This window comes from Microbacterium testaceum (genome assembly GCF_003075375.1).
GTDB classification, from domain to species: Bacteria; Actinomycetota; Actinomycetes; order Actinomycetales; family Microbacteriaceae; genus Microbacterium; species Microbacterium testaceum_E.
Window position 1 is genome coordinate 1 of the sequence record NZ_QDFT01000002.1, and the last position, 17,512, is coordinate 17,512.

Below are 17,512 nucleotides of genomic sequence, written 5' to 3' on the forward strand. Positions count from 1 at the left end.
ACCACTCCACGACCGAGTTGATCATGCCGAACAGCAGGCGCGCGGCGACGGCGGCGTCGACGTCGTCGCGGACCTCGCCCTCGGCCTGCGCCGCGGCGACGAGGGCCGTGACGCGATGGTCGAAGACGCGCCGGCGCTCGAGCGCAGCCTGCTCGACCGCGCTGTTGCCGCGCACGCGCAGCAGCAGGGTCACCGCGGGCAGCTGCGCGACCAGGACGTCGGTCGCGCCGGTGAGGACGAACCGCAGGCGGTCGGATGCCGCTCCGGTACGGGCCGCGGGCTGGTCCAGCACCGCCTCGAGACCGCCCAGGGCCGCCTCGAGCGCAACCGAGAGCAGCTCCTCCTTCGAGGAGAAGTGGTGGTAAAGCGCGGACTTGGTCAGGCCGAGACGGCGGGCCAGGTCCGACACGCTCGTGGCGTCGTACCCTTGCTCATTGAACAGCTGGACGGCCACGTCCAGGATGCCGTCGCGGTCGTACCCGGGGCGTCCCCGCTTGGCGGGGGAGCCGGCGGGCGCGGTCGTCGGGACGGGATCGGCGGCGGTCACGGTCTCAGTGTGTCACTCCAGCAGCGCGGGGGCGTCGGCGTGCAGGAGCGCCCGCGCCGCGTTGCCGATCACCGCGCTGTAGGTCGGGTACGCGAAGCGGACCCCCGCGAGCGTCGCCACGTCGATGCCGGCGGCCATCGCCGTGGTGACCGACTGGATCACCTCGACCGCGTTCTCGCCGACGGCGTGCGCGCCGAGGACGAGTTCGCGACGCCGGTCGGCGATCAGCATGAGGAAGCCGTTCTCGCGATCGTCGATGACCGCGCGATCCAGCGCGGCGAACCGCACGGTCGCGACGACGCACGAGGGGTCGCGGTCGCGCGCCTGCTCCTCGGTCAGGCCGACTCCGGCGTAGTCGGGGTCGGTGAACCCGCCGGCGGGCAGCAGGTGATGGGGCGTGCGCCGGTTGGCGCCGAGGACGGCGTTCTCGGCCGCCGCCTCGCCCTCGAACTGGGCCGCCTGCACGAGCATGTCGCGGCCGTTCGCGTCGCCGACCGCCAGGATGTGCGGCACGATCGTGCGGAAGTACCGGTCGACGGGGATCGCCGAGCGCTCCACCTCGACGCCCGCGTTCTCGAGGCCCAGGTCCTCGACGTCGGCGGGCCACCCGGTCGCCATGACGACGACGTCGACATCGACCGTGCGGGCGTCCCCGCCCTCGCGCCAGGTGAGTCGGATCGACCCGTCGTCCTGCCGGTCGAGACGCTCGACCGTGTCGATACCGGTGCGCACGTCGACGCCGTGACCCGTGAGGGCCTCGGCGATCGCCCGCGAGATGGAGGCATCGGATGCCATGAGCACCCGCGGAGCCACGTCGAGCAGCGTGACCTCGGAGCCGAAGGAGCGGAACACCGTCACGAGCTGCGCCCCGGTGTTGCCCGCGCCGATCACGGCGACGCGGTCCGGCAGCTCGGACAGTGACAGGACGTCCTCGGGGACGGTGGCCAGCTCCGCGCCGGGGATCGGCAGGCGGCGCGAGTGTCCGCCGACGCACACGAGGATCGACTCGGCGCGCACGCGGCGGCCGCTGTCGAGGACGAGCGTGTGGTCGTCGGCGAAGCGCGCGCGGCCCTCGTGCACCAGGTCGACGCCGGCTGCCGCGAAACGCTCGGCCTCGCGCTTGATGGAGCGCACGGCATCCACCCGTTCGTGCACGCGCGCGACGACGGCCGTCCAGTCCACGCGCGGTTCGTCCACGACGATGCCGTAGTCATCGGCGGAGCGGGTCTCGCGCATCAGACGCGCGGCCTTGGCGAGCACCCGCGTGGGGACGCACCCGGTGTTGACACACGTGCCGCCCACGCGCCCGGCCTCGAGGACCACCACCGACGCGCCGAGTTCGGCGGCGCGCAGGGCGGCGGCGGTTCCGGCCGGGCCCGCGCCGATCACGGCGATGTCGTAGGTGTCGGCGTCGTGGCTCACGGTGGTCCTCCCGGCAAGTCGAGGACCCCAGTCAAACCGGGGCGACCCGGCTGACGGCGGGGCTTGCGCGCGCGGGTCAGAACCGTTCGTACAGATCGGTGGCGGTCAGACCCGTGCCGCCGATCGCGTGCACGCCGGGTGCCGGGTGCAGCGCGAATGTCTCGCCGTCGAAGAGCAGCACGGCGGTGTAGTCGCCGCGGGTGTCGAGCTTGACCTCGAAGCGGCCCGTGTCGATCAGACGCAGGGTCACCACCGCACCGCTGCGGGCGAGGTAGCTGACCTCTTTCTCGTGCGCGGTGGGCAGCGGGATCACGGGCTCGTCGTCGTGCGGTGCCGGAGGGGGCGTGGTGGGGTTCTCGGCATCCATCCGCCGAGTCTGTCACGCCCCCGCCGGGCCGGGGTCAGCGCTCGTCGCGCCAGGAGTGCTGCGGGTCGTAGCCCAGCAGGCGTCGCGCCTTGTCGATCGACAGCAGGGTCGTGTTCTCGCCGAGGTCGCCGTGCACGGGGGTGTCGGGGAACACCTCGGCCACCAGCTCGGCGTTGGGCCGGGTCATCACGGTGTCGGCCGCGGCGATGATGAAGGTGTCGAAGCCCGCCGGAGCGGTCTGCAGGGCGCGCTCGATCGCCTGGGCCCCGTCGCGGGCGTCGATGTAGCCCCACAGGTTCCACTTGCGGGTGCGGGCGTCGGCGTCGAAGGGGAACTCGGCGTAGTCCTCGGGCACCATGACGTTCGAGAACCGCAGTGCGGTGACCGACAGGTCGGGGTGCCAGCGCACGAGCTCGGTCGCCAGGCGCTCTTCGAGGGTCTTGACCAGCGAGTACACCGACTCGGGGCGCGGTGCGTACTCTTCGTCGACCGGGATGTAGGGCGGCGGCACGTCGAAGGGCAGCCCCAGCACGGTCTCGCTGGACGCGTAGACGATGCGGCGGATGCCGAGCCGCACGGCCGCCCAGAAGACGTTGAACGAGCTCGTCATGTTGTTGTGGAAGGTCGCGATGTCGGAGCGGATGCCGGGCGCCGGGATCGCGCCCAGGTGGACGACCGCGTCGAATCCCTGATGCTGGTCGTTCACGCCCGCGAGGGCGTCGATCACCTGCCCGTAGTCGGTGAGCTCGACCTGGACGAAGCCGGGACCGCGCTCGCCGCGCACGTCGAGGCCGATCACGTCGTGGCCCGCGGCGCGCAGTTCGCGCGCGACGACGGTGCCGAGTTTGCCGGACGAGCCGGTGAGGGCGATGCGCATGGGACTCCTGGGGGTGAGAGGGAGGATGCCGCCGAGGCTAGCGGGCGGCTCCGACATCGCCCAGCGGATTGACGCCGGGTCGTGGGACGGCGAAGGCCCGCGAGCCGCAGCTCGCGGGCCGGGGACGGCATGTCAGTGGACGCGCGCCTCCTCCTGCTCGTCGTCGTCGTCGCCGGGGATGAAGACGTCGACCACCGTCACGTTGACCTCGACGGCCTTCATGCCGACGATCTCGCTGATCGCCTTCTCGACGGCCGCGCGGACGTTCGAGGCGACCCGCTGGATGCGCTCGGGGTAGTCGACCTGGATGGCGATGTCGGCGGCGACCTCGGTCTCGCCGACCTCGACGCTCACGCCCTGGGCGTAGTCCTTCGAGCCCACGGCCTGGCGGATGTTGCCGATGACACGGGCCGCGCCGCCACCGAGGGCGTGCACGCCGGGAACCTCGGCCGCGGCGATGCCGGCGACCTTGGCGACGACGGGGTCGACGATGACGGTCTTGCCGCCGTTGGCGCGGGCGTCGGTGGAGGAGGTGGTGTTTGCCATGAGGAGCGTCCTTTCGTCAAGATCCCGGACCGAAGACGTACCGGGGTGTTTCGCTATGTGGACGGGACGGGTTCGTGAAACGTCACGACCCGTCGCTGAAAGATTGCTGACAGGAACCGCGATGCCCTCTTTGTCTTCCGCCACCGACGCCTTTCTCGCGTCGCGCGCGGCCGACGGCGACCAACTCGCGTTCGGCGTCCTCGTGCGCCGGCACGCCCCCTTCCTCGTCGCCTTCGCGACGCGCCTCACCGGCTCGCGCGCGGACGCCGACGACTGCGTGCAGGAGGCGCTCATCACGGCGTGGCGCCGTCTGCCGGACCTGACCGATCCCGAGAAGGTGCGAAGCTGGTTGACGACGATCGTCTCGCGCAAGGTCACCGATCGGATGCGCTCGCGGAAGATCTCGGATCAGATCGACGAAGAGATGGTGTCCGCGAAGGACGACCCGGAGCGTGCCGCGGTGGCGTCGTCGCAGCTGGACGCCCTCAAGAGGGTTCTCGCCGATCTGCCCGAGGAATTGCGCGTGGTCTGGGTGCTGCGCGAGGTCGGCGGTCACAGCTACGACGAGATCGCCGTCGAGGTGGGCGAATCGGCGGCGACCGTGCGCGGTCGTCTCGCCCGTGCCCGAAAGACCGTGTTGGAACGCATGCAGGAGTGGAGGTGACCATGATGAGCGAGAACGGCGACGACATCGGAGGCTCCGGCTACTCCCTCGAAGACCTCTCGGCCTACCTCGACCGCGGACGCACCCCCCGCATCCCCGCGATCGAGCGCAACGCCGAGTGCCAGGCCATCCTGGCGTCCATGGACCGGATGGGGCGCCTCTCCCGAGAGATCGTCGAGGAGCAGGCGGCCGAGCCCCTGGCGGAGTCCTGGTACGACGACATCATGCGCGAGGTCATGCGCGAGTTCCGCGCGGGGCGCGACATCCCCCTCGCGCGCACCGCGGACGGCACCGAACTGGTGGTGACCGAGGGGGCGCTCTACGAGCTGATCCGGAGCGTCGGAGACGGCATCGACGGTCTGTTCGTCGGGCGCGTGCGCGTCGATCAGGCCGAGCCCGAGGCCCCGCTCGACGTCCGCGTGACCGTGAGCGTGCGTTTCGGGCGGCCGATGGCCGCCGTCGTCGAGCAGATGCGCGACGGCATCCGTTCCGCGATCGAACAGCACGGCGATCTGAGGGTGGGCCGGGTCGACGTGACGGTCGGCGACGTCCACATCGACGAGGGGGAAGACCGATGACCACCATCACCGCGGCCGAACTGGCCCCGCGCATCGATCTGGCCGTCACCGCGGTCGAGGGCGTGCGCGAGGTGTACTCCGCTCGTCCCGTCGTGGCGCGGGCGTTCGAGCACGTGACCGACGCCGACGGCTCGCTGACCGCGGTCGACGAGACCGCCGGAGCCCGGGCGATCACGGTGTGCATCGGCGTCTCGCGCGACGACGATGCGGCGGCCGTGGCGGCGGCCGTGGCCGCGGCGGCGCGGGGCGCGGGCGACGACGAGACGCCCTCGAGCGTGCGCGTGCGCGTGTCTCGCCTGATCGTTCCGGCTTCTTAGCCGGTTCCCGGCCGACGGCGGCGGCCAGGTCCTACGCTGAGAGGACCGCCCACTCGTCCCGGAGGCCGCATGTCCCAGTCGCCCGTCGTCGCCGTCACCGGCTCCACCGGAGCCGTCGGAGGTCGTGTCGCCCGCGATCTCGCCGCCCGCGGCATCCCGCAGCGACTGGTGGTGCGCGACGCCTCGCGCGCTCCCCGCCTGGACGGTGCCGAGGTGCACGTCGCCCGCTATTCCGAGGGGGATGCCGTCCGCGCCGCCCTGCAGGGCGTGGACACCCTGCTGATGGTCTCGGCGTCCGAGACCGCCGACCGCGTCGAGCACCACCGCACCTTCGTCGAGGCGGCCGCGTCCGCGGGCGTCCGGTCGATCGTCTACACGTCGTTCCTCGCGGCCGCGCCCGACGCGGTCTTCACGCTGGGGCGCGACCACGCCGCGACCGAGGAGATCATCCGGGCATCGGGCATGTCGTGGACGTTCCTGCGCGACAACTTCTACATGGACATGATGGAGCTCTTCGCGGGGGACGACGGCGTCATCCGCGGACCGGCCGGTGAGGGCCGCTGCTCGCTCGTCTCGCGCGCCGACGTCGCCGCCACCGCGGTCGCGGTGCTGCGGGATCCCGCCGCGCACGCCGACACCGCCTACGACCTGACCGGCCCCGAGGCGTTGAGCCTGGCCGAGGTCGCCGAGAAGATCTCGGCCGTCCGCGGGCACCCGGTGCGCTTCCACGACGAGACGGTCGACGAGGCCTACGCCTCGCGCGCCGCCTTCGGCGCGCCGCGCTGGCAGGTCGACGCGTGGGTCAGCACCTACACCGCGATCGCCAGCGGCGACCTCGCGGGGGTCTCCGACGACGTCGAGCGCGTGACCGGTCGCCCGGCGCAGAGCTTCGAGGAGTTCCTCGGCGCGGTCGCGTGATCGGCCGCGCGGGCGCGACCGGCCGATCCCTCGGGTATGCTGGCCGCGTGCTGACCTGTCGCTGTTGTCGCTGAACGCCCCCGCGTTCTTCTTCGACGACCCCGTCAGCCGCGCCGTTCCGGCGCATCGACCCCACAGGATCACACCGTGCGTTACGCCCAGAGCGTCGCCGACCTCGTCGGTGACACCCCCCTCGTCCGCCTCTCCCGCGTCACCGACGGCATCGCCGCCACCGTGCTCGCGAAGATCGAATACTTCAACCCCGGAGGCTCGGCGAAGGACCGCATCGCCGCGAACATCGTCGACGCGGCCGAGCGCGACGGCCACCTGCGACCCGGCGGCGTGATCGTCGAGCCCACCAGCGGTAACACCGGGGTGGGACTCGCCCTCGTCGCGCAGCAGCGCGGGTACCGCTGCGTGTTCGTGGTGCCCGACAAGGTCGCCGAGGACAAGCGCGCGGTGCTGCGCGCCTACGGTGCCGAGGTCGTCGTCACGCCTACGAACGTCGAACCCGACGACCCGCGGTCGTATTACAGCGTCAGCGATCGGCTCGTGCGCGACATCCCGGGGGCCTTCAAGCCCAACCAGTACGCCAACCCCAACGGCCCCCGCAGCCACTACGAGACCACCGGTCCCGAGATCTGGCGCGACACCGACGGTGCGCTGACGCACTTCGTCGCGGGCGTCGGAACCGGCGGCACCATCACCGGCACGGGACGCTACCTGCGCGAGGTCGCCGGGTCGTCGGTGCGGATCGTCGGCGTCGACCCCGAGGGGTCGATCTACTCGGGCGACGACATCCACGGCTACGACGTCGAGGGCGTCGGCGAGGACTTCTGGCCCCCGGCGTTCGACCCCACCCTCGTCGACGCGTACGAGCGCGTCTCCGACGCCGAGTCGTTCGCGATGACCCGCCGCCTCGCCCGCGAAGAGGGCCTGCTCGTCGGCGGGTCCAGCGGCATGGCGGTCGTGGGCGCACTGCGCGTGGCGCGGGAGCTCCCCGCCGACGCCGTGGTCGTGGTGGTCCTGCCCGACCACGGGCGCGGCTACCTCAGCAAGATCTTCGACGACGAATGGATGACCGCGCGCGGCTACGAGGTCGAGGCCGTGGCATCCCTTCTTCCCCCCACCACCGAGGAGCACTCCGCATGAGCACCCACGACGCCGCCCGCGGCTTCGACAGCCTCGCCGTCCACGCCGGCCAGGCGCCCGACGAGACCACCGGCGCGGTCATCCCGCCGATCCACGTCTCGACGACGTACGCGCAGGACGGCATCGGAGGTCTGCGCGGCGGGTACGAGTACGGGCGCAGCGGCAACCCCACCCGCACGGCGCTCGAGACCCAGATCGCGGCCCTCGAGGGCGGGGCACGCGCCCTGTCGTTCGCCTCGGGCCTCGCGGGCGAGGACGCCCTGCTGCGCGCGGCCCTCGTCCCGGGCGACGAGGTCCTGCTCGGAAACGACGTCTACGGCGGCACCTATCGCCTGCTGGCTCGGGTGCTCGGCCCGTGGGGTGTGAAGCTGCGGGTGGTCGACATGAGCGATCTGGATGCCGTGGCATCCGCTATCCAGGAGCGCGCGCCGAAGATGGTCTGGGTCGAGACGCCCAGCAACCCGATGCTGCGCATCACCGACATCGAGGGTCTCGCCCGCCTCGGCCACGCGGCCGGTGCCCTGGTGGTCGTCGACAACACCTTCGCGTCGCCGGCCCTGCAGCGTCCGCTCTCGCTGGGTGCCGACGTGGTCGTGCACTCCGCGACCAAGTACCTGGGCGGCCACAGCGACGTCGTCGGGGGCGCGCTCGCGTTCGCCGACGCCGGCTTGGCCGAGAAGGTGCAGTTTCTGCAGTTCGCCGCGGGCGCGGTGTCGGGTCCGTTCGACGCGTACCTGACCACGCGCGGCATCAAGACCCTCGCGGTCCGCATGCAGCGGCACAGTTCGAACGCGCAGGCGGTGGCCGAGCACCTGCTCGCGCACGACCGCGTGGCGACGGTGTACTACCCGGGACTGCCCTCGCACCCCGGTCACGAGCTGGCCGCGCGGCAGATGAGAGGCTTCGGCGGCATCGTCTCTCTCGAGCTCGCCGACGCCGCAGCCGCCCGCCGCTTCGCGGAGTCGACCCGCCTGTTCACGCTCGCGGAGTCGCTCGGCGGTGTGGAGTCCCTGGTGAACTACCCGGATGCCATGACCCACGCCTCGGTGCGCGGGACCGAGCTGGCGGTTCCCGAGACGATCGTGCGCCTGTCGGTGGGCATCGAGTCGGTCGAGGATCTCGTCGCCGACGTCGATCAGGCGCTCGCCGCGCTCTGACCGCGGGGCGCCGTCGTCGGCCGTCGACGTCGGGGCGCCGCGTCGACGGCATCTGTATGCCGTCGTCGGCCGTCGAGGTCGGGGCGCCGCGTCGACGGCATCCATAAACGCTCTTCCTGCCGAGGAACGCGGCAGCGCGGCGTGTTTCGGCACGGAGAGCGTTTATCAAGGTGTCCCGGCGCCGTGCGCCCAGCGCACGGCACCGGACACACGGCACCGGACACACGGCACCGGACACACGGCACCGGACACACGGCACCGGACACACGGCACCGGACGCACGGCACCGGACGCCGACGTCGACCAGGTGCTCGCCGCGCACTGATCGCCGGGGTGCCGCGTCAACGGCATCCATAAACGCTCTTCCTGCCGAGGAACGCGGCAGCGCGGCGTGTTTCGGCACGGAGAGCGTTTATCGAGGCGTGCCAGCGCCCAGCGCCCGGCGCCGGGCGCCCGGCGCCGATGTCGACCAGGCGCTTGCCGCGCTCTGACCGGCGGGGCGACGCGTCAACGTCGCCCATAAACGCTGTTCGTGCCGAGGAACGCGGCAGCGCGGCGTGTTTCGGCACGGAGAGCGTTTATCGAGCTGTCCTGGCGCACGGCGCGGGGCGCCCGGCGCCGGAGCTCAGCCCCAGGCGCTGGCGCCCAGCGTCCGACGCCCGGCGCCCGACGCCCGGCGCCCGACGCCCAGCGCTCACCGCCCGACGCCCGGCGCCCAGCGCCGGACGCCCGGCGGCGGAGCTCAGCGCTCGGCGCGGGCCAGGTTCTGCGTCAGCTCGTCGGCGTTCTGACGGACGACGTACGCGGGCTGGTCGCGCTCGACGCGCCAGCTCTCGGACAGGGGTCCGACGTTGACGGTGTCGAAACCGAACTCGTCGTAGATGCGCGTCACGAGGGCGACGGCCTCGTCGGTGTCCGCCGAGGTGGCGAGGGCGCGTCGGTTCTCGCTGCCGGCGGGGGCGCCGTCGGTCAGGATGTCCGCGGCGGGGATGTGGTTGAACGCCTTGACGACGACCGAGTCGGGCAGGCGCTGCTGCAGCATCTCGGAGGTGGTCGTCTTCTTCTCGTCGAGCTCGGCGATGCGGCCGTCGCGCTCGAAGTAGTAGTTGTTCGTGTCGAGCACGGTCTTGCCGGCGAGCGGGGCGACGGGGAGGTCGTCGATGGCCTTCAGCGGCACCGTCACGACGACGATCTCTCCGGCTTCGGCCGCTTCCTGAGCGGTCGCGGCGCGAGCGCGCGACCCGACCTCGGCGACCAGGTCGCTCAGGGTCTCGGGGCCGCGGGAGTTCGCGATCACGACGTCGTAGCCGTTCTGCGCGAAGCCCTTCGCGAGGGCCGAGCCGATGTTTCCTGCTCCGATGATTCCTACGGTTGTCATGAGCGACCGGAACCGCGGCGGCGGGGCGACTATTCCCGGGAGCGCTACCAAGAGTTCATCGGTCTAAATAGTTAGCAGTTCTAGTTATCAGTGTCAACCGGTCCCGGGCGAGGGGGAGGGGTGCTTATCGTTTCTTCTGTCGCACCCTCACGCGAGTGGTCGCAGTCCGGTGTTCGGGTCACCGTCCTGCTTGACCTGTGAGGGCGACGGCCCCCGGTGGACGCGGCTTCGGACCACCGGGGGCCGCTTTCTTTTCTCCGGGCGTCTGTCGTGACGCCCGACGTCCACCGGGTGGGAGACTGGTCTGTCGGCCGCCCCCGCCCGGCCGCTATCAGAGGACACCATGACGACCGACACCCGCCCGCCCCGCACCGCCCGGCTGTACCTGGTCTGCGTGGGCGTCGGATTGCTCGCCGGCCTGATGTCGGGACTGTTCGGCGTCGGCGGCGGCACCGTGATCGTGCCGCTGCTGGTGCTGCTGCTGGGCTTCGATCAGCGACTCGCGGCCGGCACTTCGCTCGCGGCGATCGTGCCCACGGCATCCGTCGGCGTCGTCACCTACGCCATCGACGGTCACGTCGCGTGGATCCCCGCCCTGATCCTCGCCGCCGGCGCGGTCGGCGGCGCGCAGATCGGGACCTGGCTGCTGCCCAAGCTCTCGCAGACGGCGTTGCGATGGGCCTTCGTGACGTTCCTGCTGGCGGTCATCGTGAGCCTGTACTTCGTCATCCCCTCGCGGGACGCCGCCCTCGAACTGACCTGGCTCACCGGCCCGGGCCTCGCGCTGCTCGGCGTCGTCACCGGCATCCTCGCGGGGCTGCTCGGGGTGGGCGGGGGGATCGTCGTCGTTCCGGCCCTCCTGCTGCTCTTCGGCACCAGCGACCTCGTCGCCAAGGGCACCTCGCTGCTGATGATGATCCCGACCGCCGTGTCCGGGACCGTGGGAAACCTGCGGCGCTCCAACGTCGACCTTCGCGCCGCGCTGTGCGTCGGCGTCGCCGCGTGCGCCACGACCGCGGTGGGGGCGCAGATCGCGAAGGCGGTGGATCCGTTCGTGGCCAACGTGCTGTTCTCGATCTTCCTCGTCTTCATCGCCACGCAGATCGCCGTCAAGGCCGTGCGCGGTCGGCACCAGCGCTGAGCGACGGTTCTCGCGGGCCGCGCCCTCCCGCGCCGGCATTCCGCGAGCCGGGGCGCGACACCGCGCCCTCGGTAGACTGAGCCGGTGCCCGTGAATCCTGAACTCGTCGGTCGTGCCTTCGCGCCGACCGCGCCGTACCTGGTCGGCCGGGAGAAGGTGCGCGAGTTCGCCCGCGCGGTCTTCGCCGACGCCCCCCAGCACACCGACCCCGAGGCCGCCCGCGCGCTCGGGTACGCCGACGTCGTGGCTCCGCCCACGTTCGCGATGGTCGTGCAGGACCTCACGCTGCAGCAGCTGCTCGGCGACCCCGACTCCGGCATCGAGTTGTCCCGCCTGGTGCACGCCGAACAGCGATTCCGCTACAGCCGCCCCATCGTCGCGGGCGACGAGCTGGTTGCGACGCTGTCGGTTACCGGCATCCGTTCCATGGGCGGCAACGCCATGATCACCAGCGAAGCCGAGATCGTGGATGCCGACGGCGCCCACGTCGTCACGACCACGAGCGTCCTGCTCGCGGGGGAGGCCGGAGCATGAGCGCGTTCACCGTCGGCGAGGTCATCGCCGAGCGTTCCGTCCACCTCACGCGCGAATCCCTCGTGCGCTACGCCGGGGCCTCGGGCGACTTCAACCCGATCCACTACCGCGACGACGTCGCCGCCGCCGTCGGGCTGCCGGGCGTCCTCGCGCACGGCATGCTCACCATGGGCATCGCCGTCGGCGCACTCGGCGAGGCCCTGGGCGACTCCGGCCGGATCCTCGAGTACGGCGTCCGCTTCACGCGTCCCGTCGTGGTCGATCCCGAGACCGGGGCCGACCTGCACGTGAGCGCCAAGGTCGGCGCCGTCGACGACGAGACCGCCCGCATCGACCTCACCGTGACGTTCGCCGAGACCACCGTGCTCGGCAAGGCGCAGGTGCGGGTGCGGGTGCGCTGATGCCCGAGGTCGATGCCGTCCCGCTCGCGCGGCTGACGACGCTGCGCACCGGCGGTCAGCCCGCCCGCCTCATCGAGGCGACGACGACCGACGAACTGGTCGCCGCCGTCCGCGAAGTCTGGGCCGAGGGCGGCGCGTGGTTCGTGCTGGGCGGGGGATCGAACCTCTTCGTGGGCGACGAGCCGTTCGACGGCACCGTCATCCGCGTGCGGACCACCGGCATCGACGAACTCCCCGGTTCGCGGCCCGACACCGTCCGGCTGCGCGTGCAGGCCGGCCACGACTGGGACGCCTTCGTCGCCGAGACCGTCGCGCGCGGCTACGCCGGCGTCGAGGCCATGTCCGGCATCCCGGGCACCGTGGGCGCGGCTCCCGTGCAGAACGTGGGCGCTTACGGACAGGAGGTCGTGCAGACGCTCGTCGAGGTCGAGCTGCTCGACGAGTCGACGGGCGAGGTCTCGACGGTCCCCGCCGCCGAGCTGGGTCTGGGCTTTCGCACCTCGGTCTTCAAGCACCACTACGGCTCGGTTCCCGAGCGTCCTGCGGTGATCCTGTCGGCGACGTTCGAGCTCGAACGCGTCGGCGACGACGCGCGTCCGATCGCCGGTGCGCAGCTGCGCGGAGCTCTCGGACTGGATGCCGACGAGGCGGTGTCGCTGCGCTGGATCCGCGACCATGTGCTCGCGACCCGCGCGCGCAAGGGCATGGTGCTCGACGCCGAGGACCCCGACACCTGGAGCGCGGGGTCGTTCTTCCAGAACGCGATCGTGTCGGAGTCCTTCGCCCGCACCCTTCCCGAGGCGTGCCCGAAGTGGCCGATGGCGCCCGAGATCGATCCGGTGACCGTCATCCCGCTCGCCGCGTTCGACGGCATCCTGCCCCCGCCCCCGGTCGAGCGGCGCGAGGTCAAGGTGAGCGCGGCGTGGCTCATCGAGAACGCCGGGCTGTCGCGCGGGTTCCGCTTTCCCCGCTCGCGCGCCGGGCTGTCGACCAAGCACACCCTCGCGTTGACGAACCGCGGTGAGGCGACCGCCGCCGAGATCGCGCAGCTCGCCCGCTTCGTGCAGCAGCGGGTGCAGGCCGAGTTCGGTCTGCTGCTGCAGCCCGAGCCCGTCCTGGTCAACGTCGAGCTGTAGGCGCGCCCCCGGCCGCGCGAGTCGCCGGGATTTGCCGTCAGTGCGAAACGTTCCGGCGACTCGCGCGGGGGAGGGTCAGGAGAACAGGCGCTGGAGGCGCTGTACACCCTCGAGGAGCTGGTCGTCACCGAGGGCGTACGACAGGCGCAGGTAGCCGCTCGGGCCGAAGGCCTCGCCGGGGACCACGGCGACCTCGGCCTGCTGGAGGATGAGGTCGGCCAGCTCGAGCGAGGTCGTCGGGGTGACGCCACCCCACTCGCGGCCCAGCAGGCCCTGCACGTCGGGGTAGACGTAGAACGCGCCGAGCGGGTTGGGCACCTCGACGCCGTCGATCTTCGACAGCTCCGACACGATCAGCTGGCGGCGGCGGTCGAAGGCGAGGCGGAACTGCTCGGCTTCGTCCTGCGGGCCGTTCAGCGCGGCCGCGGCGGCGATCTGCGCGACGTTGTTGACGTTGCTCGACAGGTGCGACTGCAGGTTGCCGGCGAGCTTCATGGCATCCGCGGGTCCCACCATCCAGCCCACGCGCCAGCCGGTCATGGCGTAGGTCTTCGCGACGCCGTTGACGAGGATCGTCTGCGCCGCGAGCTCGGGCACGGCCTCGACGATCGACACGGCGCCGACGCCCTCGTAGGTCAGGTTCTGGTAGATCTCGTCGGTCACGACCCAGATGCCGTGCTCGAGCGCCCAGCGACCGATCTCAGCCGTCTCTTCGGGGGTGTACACCGAGCCCGTGGGGTTGGACGGCGACACGAACACCAGCACGGTGGTCTTGTCGGTGCGGGCGGCTTCGAGCTGGGCGACGGTGACCTTGTAGTCCTGGTCGGCGCCGGCGAACACCTCGACGGGCGTGCCGTCGGCGAGGGCGATGGCCTCGGGGTAGGTGGTCCAGTAGGGGGCGGGCAGCAGCACCTCGTCGCCGGGGTTCACCACCGTCTGGAACGCCTGGTACACGCTCTGCTTGCCGCCGTTGGTCACGATGACCTGCGAGGGCGACACCTCGAGGCCCGAGTCGCGCAGCGTCTTCGCGGCGATCGCCTCGCGCAGCACGGGCAGGCCCGCGGCGGGGGTGTAGCGGTAGTTCTTGGGGTCCTGCAGCGCCTTCGCCGCCTCGTCCACGATGAAGGACGGCGTCGCGAAGTCGGGCTCGCCGGCGGCGTACGAGATGACGGGACGGCCGGCGGCCTGGAGGGCCTTGGCCTTGGCGTCGACTTTGAGGGTCGCGGACTCGGCGATGGCGGACAGCTTGCGGGAGAGCGGAGCACGGGAGGTCACGGGACCGAGCCTAGTATTTCCGCCCTCACGGGCCGAGGGTCGTGACGACTCCGAAACACGGCTCCACTAACGTGGCCGGGTGACCGCCCCCCTTGCTCCACCCGTGCGCTCCCGACGTCGCGGATTCGGCACCCTCGTCCGCCTCGGCCTCGCGACGCTCGTCGCCGGGGTCGCCACGGGACTCGCCGTGCTGTTGCTGGTGTGGATCGTGCACAGCCTCGAGCACCTCGTCTGGGGTCACGAAGAGGGCCCCTTCCTCGACGGTCTCGCCTACCCCGAGGTCTGGTGGCTGCCGATCGTCACGGTCGGCGGCGCGGGCGTCGTGGCGGCGGTGGGCTGGTACCTGCTGCGCCGTTTCGGTCGCAGGATCGCCACCGTCGAGCAGGGTGTGGACGGGGCGCGGATGCCGTGGTGGGAGACCCTCGTCGACACCGTCCTGCAGGTGGGGTCGGTGGCCATGGGCGCCGCGATCGGCAAAGAGGTCGCGCCCCGCGAGCTCTCGGCCATGGCGGGGTCGAAGATCGTGCGGTGGTTCCGCCTCGACGCGCGGTGGAGCCGCATCCTCATCGCCTCGGCCGCCGGCGCGGGTCTCGGCGCGGTGTACAACGTGCCGTTGGCGGGCGCGCTCTTCGCCGTCGAGATCCTGCTGGCGCAGTTCAGTGTCGGCGCGGCCGTGGTCGCCCTGACCGTGAGCACGGTCGCGACGCTCGTCGCACGTCCGCTCGTGGGCGACGGCTCGCTCTACACGGTGGGGGCGCTCGAGGTGAACGCGTCGCTCATCGTCGCCGCCGTCCTCATCGGTCCCCTCATGGGGTGGGGGGCGACGAGCTTCTCGGCGGTGACGAAGAAGCTGTCGCGCTTCCGGCCCGAGGGCTGGAAGCTGCTGGTCGTCCTGCCGCTGACCTTCACGGCCGTCGGTGCCCTCGGCGCGGCGTTCCCCCTCCTCCTCGGAAACGGTCGGGCCCTCGCGACGGCCGGGTTCGACCTCTCGCAACCCGCCCTGCTGCTGCTCGCTCTCGCGGTGATGCGCTACGTCGCCACGGCGGTCTCTCTCGGCGCCGGCGCGATCGGCGGAACCCTCCAGCCCTCGGTCGCGATCGGTGCGGCGCTCGGAGCCGCCGCGGCGGCGGGGTGGGCCTTCGTCTGGCCCGGCGCCGACGGCACGGCGCTGGCGATCGTCGCGGCGGCGGCGTTCCTGGCATCCAATATGCGGGCCCCGTTCACCGCGATCGCGCTCATCATCGAGTTCACGAACACGGGTTTCGACCTGCTGCTGCCAATCTTCCTGGCCGTGGCGGGCTCGCTCGTCGCCTCGCGGTTGACCTCGCGCGAGAGCCTGCGCGGGTTCGCCCCGATCGACCCCGCGCGTCCGTAGCGGACGGGTGCGCGGGATCGGCGCGCGCCTCGCCCTAGGCTCGACGGGTGATCGAGTGGATTCTGGCCGAGTGGACGCAGATCCTGGGTTTCGCGACGGGGGCCGCCTGCGTCCTCCTGGCGGCCCGGCGCAACGTGTGGACGTACCCGATCGGCATCGCCAACAACCTCGTCTTCCTCGCGGTCTTCGTGCCCGCGGGGCTCTATGCGAGCGCCGCACTGCAGATCGTTTACCTGGTGCTCGGCGTGCACGGCTGGCTGCGGTGGACGCGCGGCGTCGAACACGACCGGGAGTACGTCGCGCGCACGCCCCGTCGCGTCGTCCCCTGGCTGGTCGTCGCGGCCCTCGCGGGCACCGCCGTGCTGACCGTGGTCCTCACGGTCTTCACCGATTCGCAGGTCGCTCTCGCGGACGCCGCGACGACCTCGGCGAGTCTCGTGGCGCAGTACATGCTGAACCGCAAATGGATCGAGAACTGGTGGGTCTGGATCGGCGTCGACGTCGCCTTCGTCGCGCTGTCGATCGCGACCGGGTTGTGGATCATCGCCGCCCTCTACGCCCTGTTCGTCGTGCTCTGCGTCGGTGGTCTGCGCTCGTGGCGCCGCGTGGAACGCGAGTCGACGGATGCCGGGATCCCGGCCGACGCGCGTGCCTGAGCGCCGGTACCGCCACGGGGTGGTGGTCGGCAAGTTCTACCCCCTGCACGTGGGTCACGACCATCTCATCCGCTCGGCGGTGCGCGCGTGCGAGCGCGTGACGGTCGAGGTGATCGCGGCATCCGTCGAGTCCATCCCGCTCGAGCGGCGGGCCGCCTGGGTGCGGGAGAACCACCCGACCGTGCGCGTGGTCGACCTGCTCGACGACACCCCGGTCGATTTCGCCTCCGACACCGCGTGGCAGGCGCATACCGCGACCATCGCCGGTCTCGTCGACGAGCCGGTCGACGTCGTCTTCACCTCCGACGAGTACGGGGCCGAGCTGGCGCGCCGTCTCGGTGCCGCGTGGGAGCAGGTCGATCCGGGCCGGCGGCTCAACCCGGTGTCGGGCACGGCGATCCGCGCGGATCCGGACGCCCACTGGCACGAGCTCTCGCCCGCGGTGCGTGCCGATCTGATCGCCCGCGTGGTCGTCCTCGGAGCCGAATCGACCGGGTCGACCACGCTCGCCGAGGCGCTCGCCGCCGAACTCGGCACGCTGTGGGTCCCCGAGTACGGCCGCGAGTTGAGCGTGACGCGCGAGGGCGGACTGGACGCTCCGTGGCGCAGCGACGAGTTCGACCTCGTCGTCGACCGTCAGATCGCGTGGGAACGGGATGCCGCGCGCCGCGCCCCGCGACCGGTGCTGGTGTGCGACACGGACGTGCTCGCCACGGCGCTGTGGCACGAACGCTACGTGGGCTCTCCGGCGCCGCGGATCCTCGCGCGGGCCGCCGCTCACCGCCCCGCGCTGTACATCCTCACCGGAGACGAGATCCCCTTCGTCCAGGACGGGATGCGCGACGGCGAGCACATCCGCGCGGGGATGCAGGAACGCTTCCGCGAGGTGCTCGCGGCCCAGCCCGTGCCGTGGTTCGAGGTGCGCGGCTCGGTCGCCGAGCGGGTGGCATCCGCTCTGCCCGCCATCCGTCGGGCGGTGGCGGACGCGAGCTCGTTCGCGGCCCCGATGGAGGGGCGGCCGTACGCCGAGCAGCAGGAGCTGCAGCGGCGGGCGGCCGGTTAGGCTGGCGC

Annotated in this window: 20 protein-coding genes; 13 read left to right on the top strand and 7 right to left on the bottom strand. The window is 71.8% G+C overall.

The features are described from left to right. The 5 genes from DC432_RS00770 to DC432_RS00790 form a co-directional block, all read right to left on the bottom strand. Positions 1-547, bottom strand: a 547-nt coding sequence (locus tag DC432_RS00770) for a TetR/AcrR family transcriptional regulator (RefSeq protein WP_133177861.1), incomplete at its 3' end; no start/stop codon positions are given. 12 nt (positions 548-559) lie between these two features. Further along, positions 560-1,969, bottom strand: coding sequence for a dihydrolipoyl dehydrogenase family protein (locus DC432_RS00775; RefSeq protein WP_116536270.1), 1,410 nt, complete (start codon positions 1,967-1,969; stop codon positions 560-562). Positions 1,970-2,045: 76 nt separating this feature from the next. Continuing rightward, positions 2,046-2,336 carry a hypothetical protein gene (locus tag DC432_RS00780; RefSeq protein ID WP_108320266.1) on the bottom strand — a complete coding sequence of 97 codons (291 nt, stop codon included), beginning with the start codon at positions 2,334-2,336 and terminating at the stop codon, positions 2,046-2,048. Between the two features lie 34 nt (positions 2,337-2,370). Continuing rightward, complete coding sequence (locus DC432_RS00785; protein ID WP_116536271.1) at positions 2,371-3,213, bottom strand: NAD-dependent epimerase/dehydratase family protein; 843 nt, start codon at positions 3,211-3,213, stop codon at positions 2,371-2,373. Positions 3,214-3,345: 132 nt separating this feature from the next. Further along, entirely contained in the window at positions 3,346-3,759 is a 414-nt protein-coding gene (locus DC432_RS00790; RefSeq protein ID WP_116536272.1) for an Asp23/Gls24 family envelope stress response protein, read from the bottom strand. 121 nt (positions 3,760-3,880) lie between these two features. On the opposite strand from DC432_RS00790, the gene DC432_RS00795 reads away from it, so the two are divergent. From DC432_RS00795 to DC432_RS00820, 6 genes are all read left to right on the top strand, one after another. Then, positions 3,881-4,423: an RNA polymerase sigma factor gene (locus DC432_RS00795; protein ID WP_116536273.1), complete on the top strand. Its 543-nt coding sequence runs from the start codon at positions 3,881-3,883 to the stop codon at positions 4,421-4,423. Next, on the top strand, positions 4,420-5,001 hold the full coding sequence (locus DC432_RS00800; protein ID WP_133177862.1) for an Asp23/Gls24 family envelope stress response protein: 582 nt from the start codon (positions 4,420-4,422) through the stop codon (positions 4,999-5,001). The genes DC432_RS00795 and DC432_RS00800 overlap by 4 nt, the downstream gene beginning before the upstream one ends. After that, a complete protein-coding gene (locus tag DC432_RS00805; protein ID WP_116536275.1) occupies positions 4,998-5,318 on the top strand; it encodes a hypothetical protein in 321 nt (106 codons plus the stop codon). Before DC432_RS00800 ends, DC432_RS00805 begins: the two co-directional genes overlap by 4 nt. 69 nt (positions 5,319-5,387) lie before the next feature. Then, positions 5,388-6,236: an SDR family oxidoreductase gene (locus DC432_RS00810; protein ID WP_116536276.1), complete on the top strand. Its 849-nt coding sequence runs from the start codon at positions 5,388-5,390 to the stop codon at positions 6,234-6,236. A gap of 147 nt (positions 6,237-6,383) precedes the next feature. After that, complete coding sequence (locus tag DC432_RS00815) at positions 6,384-7,388, top strand: pyridoxal-phosphate dependent enzyme (protein ID WP_116536277.1); 1,005 nt, start codon at positions 6,384-6,386, stop codon at positions 7,386-7,388. Then, on the top strand, positions 7,385-8,545 hold the full coding sequence (locus DC432_RS00820; protein WP_116536278.1) for a cystathionine gamma-synthase: 1,161 nt from the start codon (positions 7,385-7,387) through the stop codon (positions 8,543-8,545). Before DC432_RS00815 ends, DC432_RS00820 begins: the two co-directional genes overlap by 4 nt. Before the next feature lie 742 nt (positions 8,546-9,287). Here the strand turns inward: DC432_RS00820 and DC432_RS00830 are convergent. Further along, complete coding sequence (locus tag DC432_RS00830) at positions 9,288-9,923, bottom strand: NADPH-dependent F420 reductase (protein ID WP_108318899.1); 636 nt, start codon at positions 9,921-9,923, stop codon at positions 9,288-9,290. A 343-nt stretch (positions 9,924-10,266) separates the two neighbouring features. Between DC432_RS00830 and DC432_RS00835 the strand changes: the two genes are divergently transcribed. The 4 genes from DC432_RS00835 to DC432_RS00850 all read left to right on the top strand — a co-directional run bounded on the left by DC432_RS00835 (position 10,267) and on the right by DC432_RS00850 (position 13,135). After that, positions 10,267-11,064 (top strand): sulfite exporter TauE/SafE family protein, encoded by a 798-nt coding sequence (locus DC432_RS00835; protein WP_116536280.1) that lies wholly within the window; start codon positions 10,267-10,269, stop codon positions 11,062-11,064. A gap of 84 nt (positions 11,065-11,148) precedes the next feature. Beyond that, a complete protein-coding gene (locus tag DC432_RS00840) occupies positions 11,149-11,598 on the top strand; it encodes an FAS1-like dehydratase domain-containing protein (protein ID WP_116536281.1) in 450 nt (149 codons plus the stop codon). Continuing rightward, positions 11,595-11,999 (top strand): MaoC/PaaZ C-terminal domain-containing protein, encoded by a 405-nt coding sequence (locus tag DC432_RS00845; protein ID WP_116536282.1) that lies wholly within the window; start codon positions 11,595-11,597, stop codon positions 11,997-11,999. Before DC432_RS00840 ends, DC432_RS00845 begins: the two co-directional genes overlap by 4 nt. After that, entirely contained in the window at positions 11,999-13,135 is a 1,137-nt protein-coding gene (locus DC432_RS00850; RefSeq protein ID WP_116536283.1) for a UDP-N-acetylmuramate dehydrogenase, read from the top strand. Before DC432_RS00845 ends, DC432_RS00850 begins: the two co-directional genes overlap by 1 nt. 75 nt (positions 13,136-13,210) lie before the next feature. Here the strand turns inward: DC432_RS00850 and DC432_RS00855 are convergent, their stop codons facing one another. Beyond that, positions 13,211-14,410 (bottom strand): pyridoxal phosphate-dependent aminotransferase, encoded by a 1,200-nt coding sequence (locus DC432_RS00855; RefSeq protein WP_116536284.1) that lies wholly within the window; start codon positions 14,408-14,410, stop codon positions 13,211-13,213. Between the two features lie 79 nt (positions 14,411-14,489). Between DC432_RS00855 and DC432_RS00860 the strand changes: the two genes are divergently transcribed. From DC432_RS00860 to DC432_RS00870, 3 genes are read left to right on the top strand one after another with little or no spacing between them, the layout of a single operon-like run. Continuing rightward, positions 14,490-15,785, top strand: coding sequence for a chloride channel protein (locus tag DC432_RS00860; RefSeq protein ID WP_116536285.1), 1,296 nt, complete (start codon positions 14,490-14,492; stop codon positions 15,783-15,785). Between the two features lie 47 nt (positions 15,786-15,832). Then, complete coding sequence (pnuC, locus tag DC432_RS00865; protein ID WP_108318915.1) at positions 15,833-16,441, top strand: nicotinamide riboside transporter PnuC; 609 nt, start codon at positions 15,833-15,835, stop codon at positions 16,439-16,441. Then, the gene (locus DC432_RS00870; RefSeq protein ID WP_116536401.1) at positions 16,434-17,504 is read left to right on the top strand and encodes an AAA family ATPase; all 1,071 of its coding nucleotides are present in this window, start codon (positions 16,434-16,436) and stop codon (positions 17,502-17,504) included. The genes pnuC and DC432_RS00870 overlap by 8 nt, the downstream gene beginning before the upstream one ends. Positions 17,505-17,512: the final 8 nt, after the last annotated feature.

Bases quoted from the DNA above. Each gene is read 5' to 3' on its own strand.
- DC432_RS00795 (WP_116536273.1), top strand. From the start codon at position 3,881: ATGCCCTCTTTGTCTTCCGCCACCGACGCCTTTCTCGCGTCGCGCGCG.
- DC432_RS00850 (WP_116536283.1), top strand. From the start codon at position 11,999: ATGCCCGAGGTCGATGCCGTCCCGCTCGCGCGGCTGACGACGCTGCGC.
- DC432_RS00780 (WP_108320266.1), bottom strand. From the start codon at position 2,336: ATGGATGCCGAGAACCCCACCACGCCCCCTCCGGCACCGCACGACGAC.
- DC432_RS00845 (WP_116536282.1), top strand. From the start codon at position 11,595: ATGAGCGCGTTCACCGTCGGCGAGGTCATCGCCGAGCGTTCCGTCCAC.
- DC432_RS00785 (WP_116536271.1), bottom strand. From the start codon at position 3,213: ATGCGCATCGCCCTCACCGGCTCGTCCGGCAAACTCGGCACCGTCGTC.
- DC432_RS00820 (WP_116536278.1), top strand. From the start codon at position 7,385: ATGAGCACCCACGACGCCGCCCGCGGCTTCGACAGCCTCGCCGTCCAC.
- DC432_RS00810 (WP_116536276.1), top strand. From the start codon at position 5,388: ATGTCCCAGTCGCCCGTCGTCGCCGTCACCGGCTCCACCGGAGCCGTC.
- DC432_RS00805 (WP_116536275.1), top strand. From the start codon at position 4,998: ATGACCACCATCACCGCGGCCGAACTGGCCCCGCGCATCGATCTGGCC.
- DC432_RS00835 (WP_116536280.1), top strand. From the start codon at position 10,267: ATGACGACCGACACCCGCCCGCCCCGCACCGCCCGGCTGTACCTGGTC.
- DC432_RS00790 (WP_116536272.1), bottom strand. From the start codon at position 3,759: ATGGCAAACACCACCTCCTCCACCGACGCCCGCGCCAACGGCGGCAAG.
- DC432_RS00830 (WP_108318899.1), bottom strand. From the start codon at position 9,923: ATGACAACCGTAGGAATCATCGGAGCAGGAAACATCGGCTCGGCCCTC.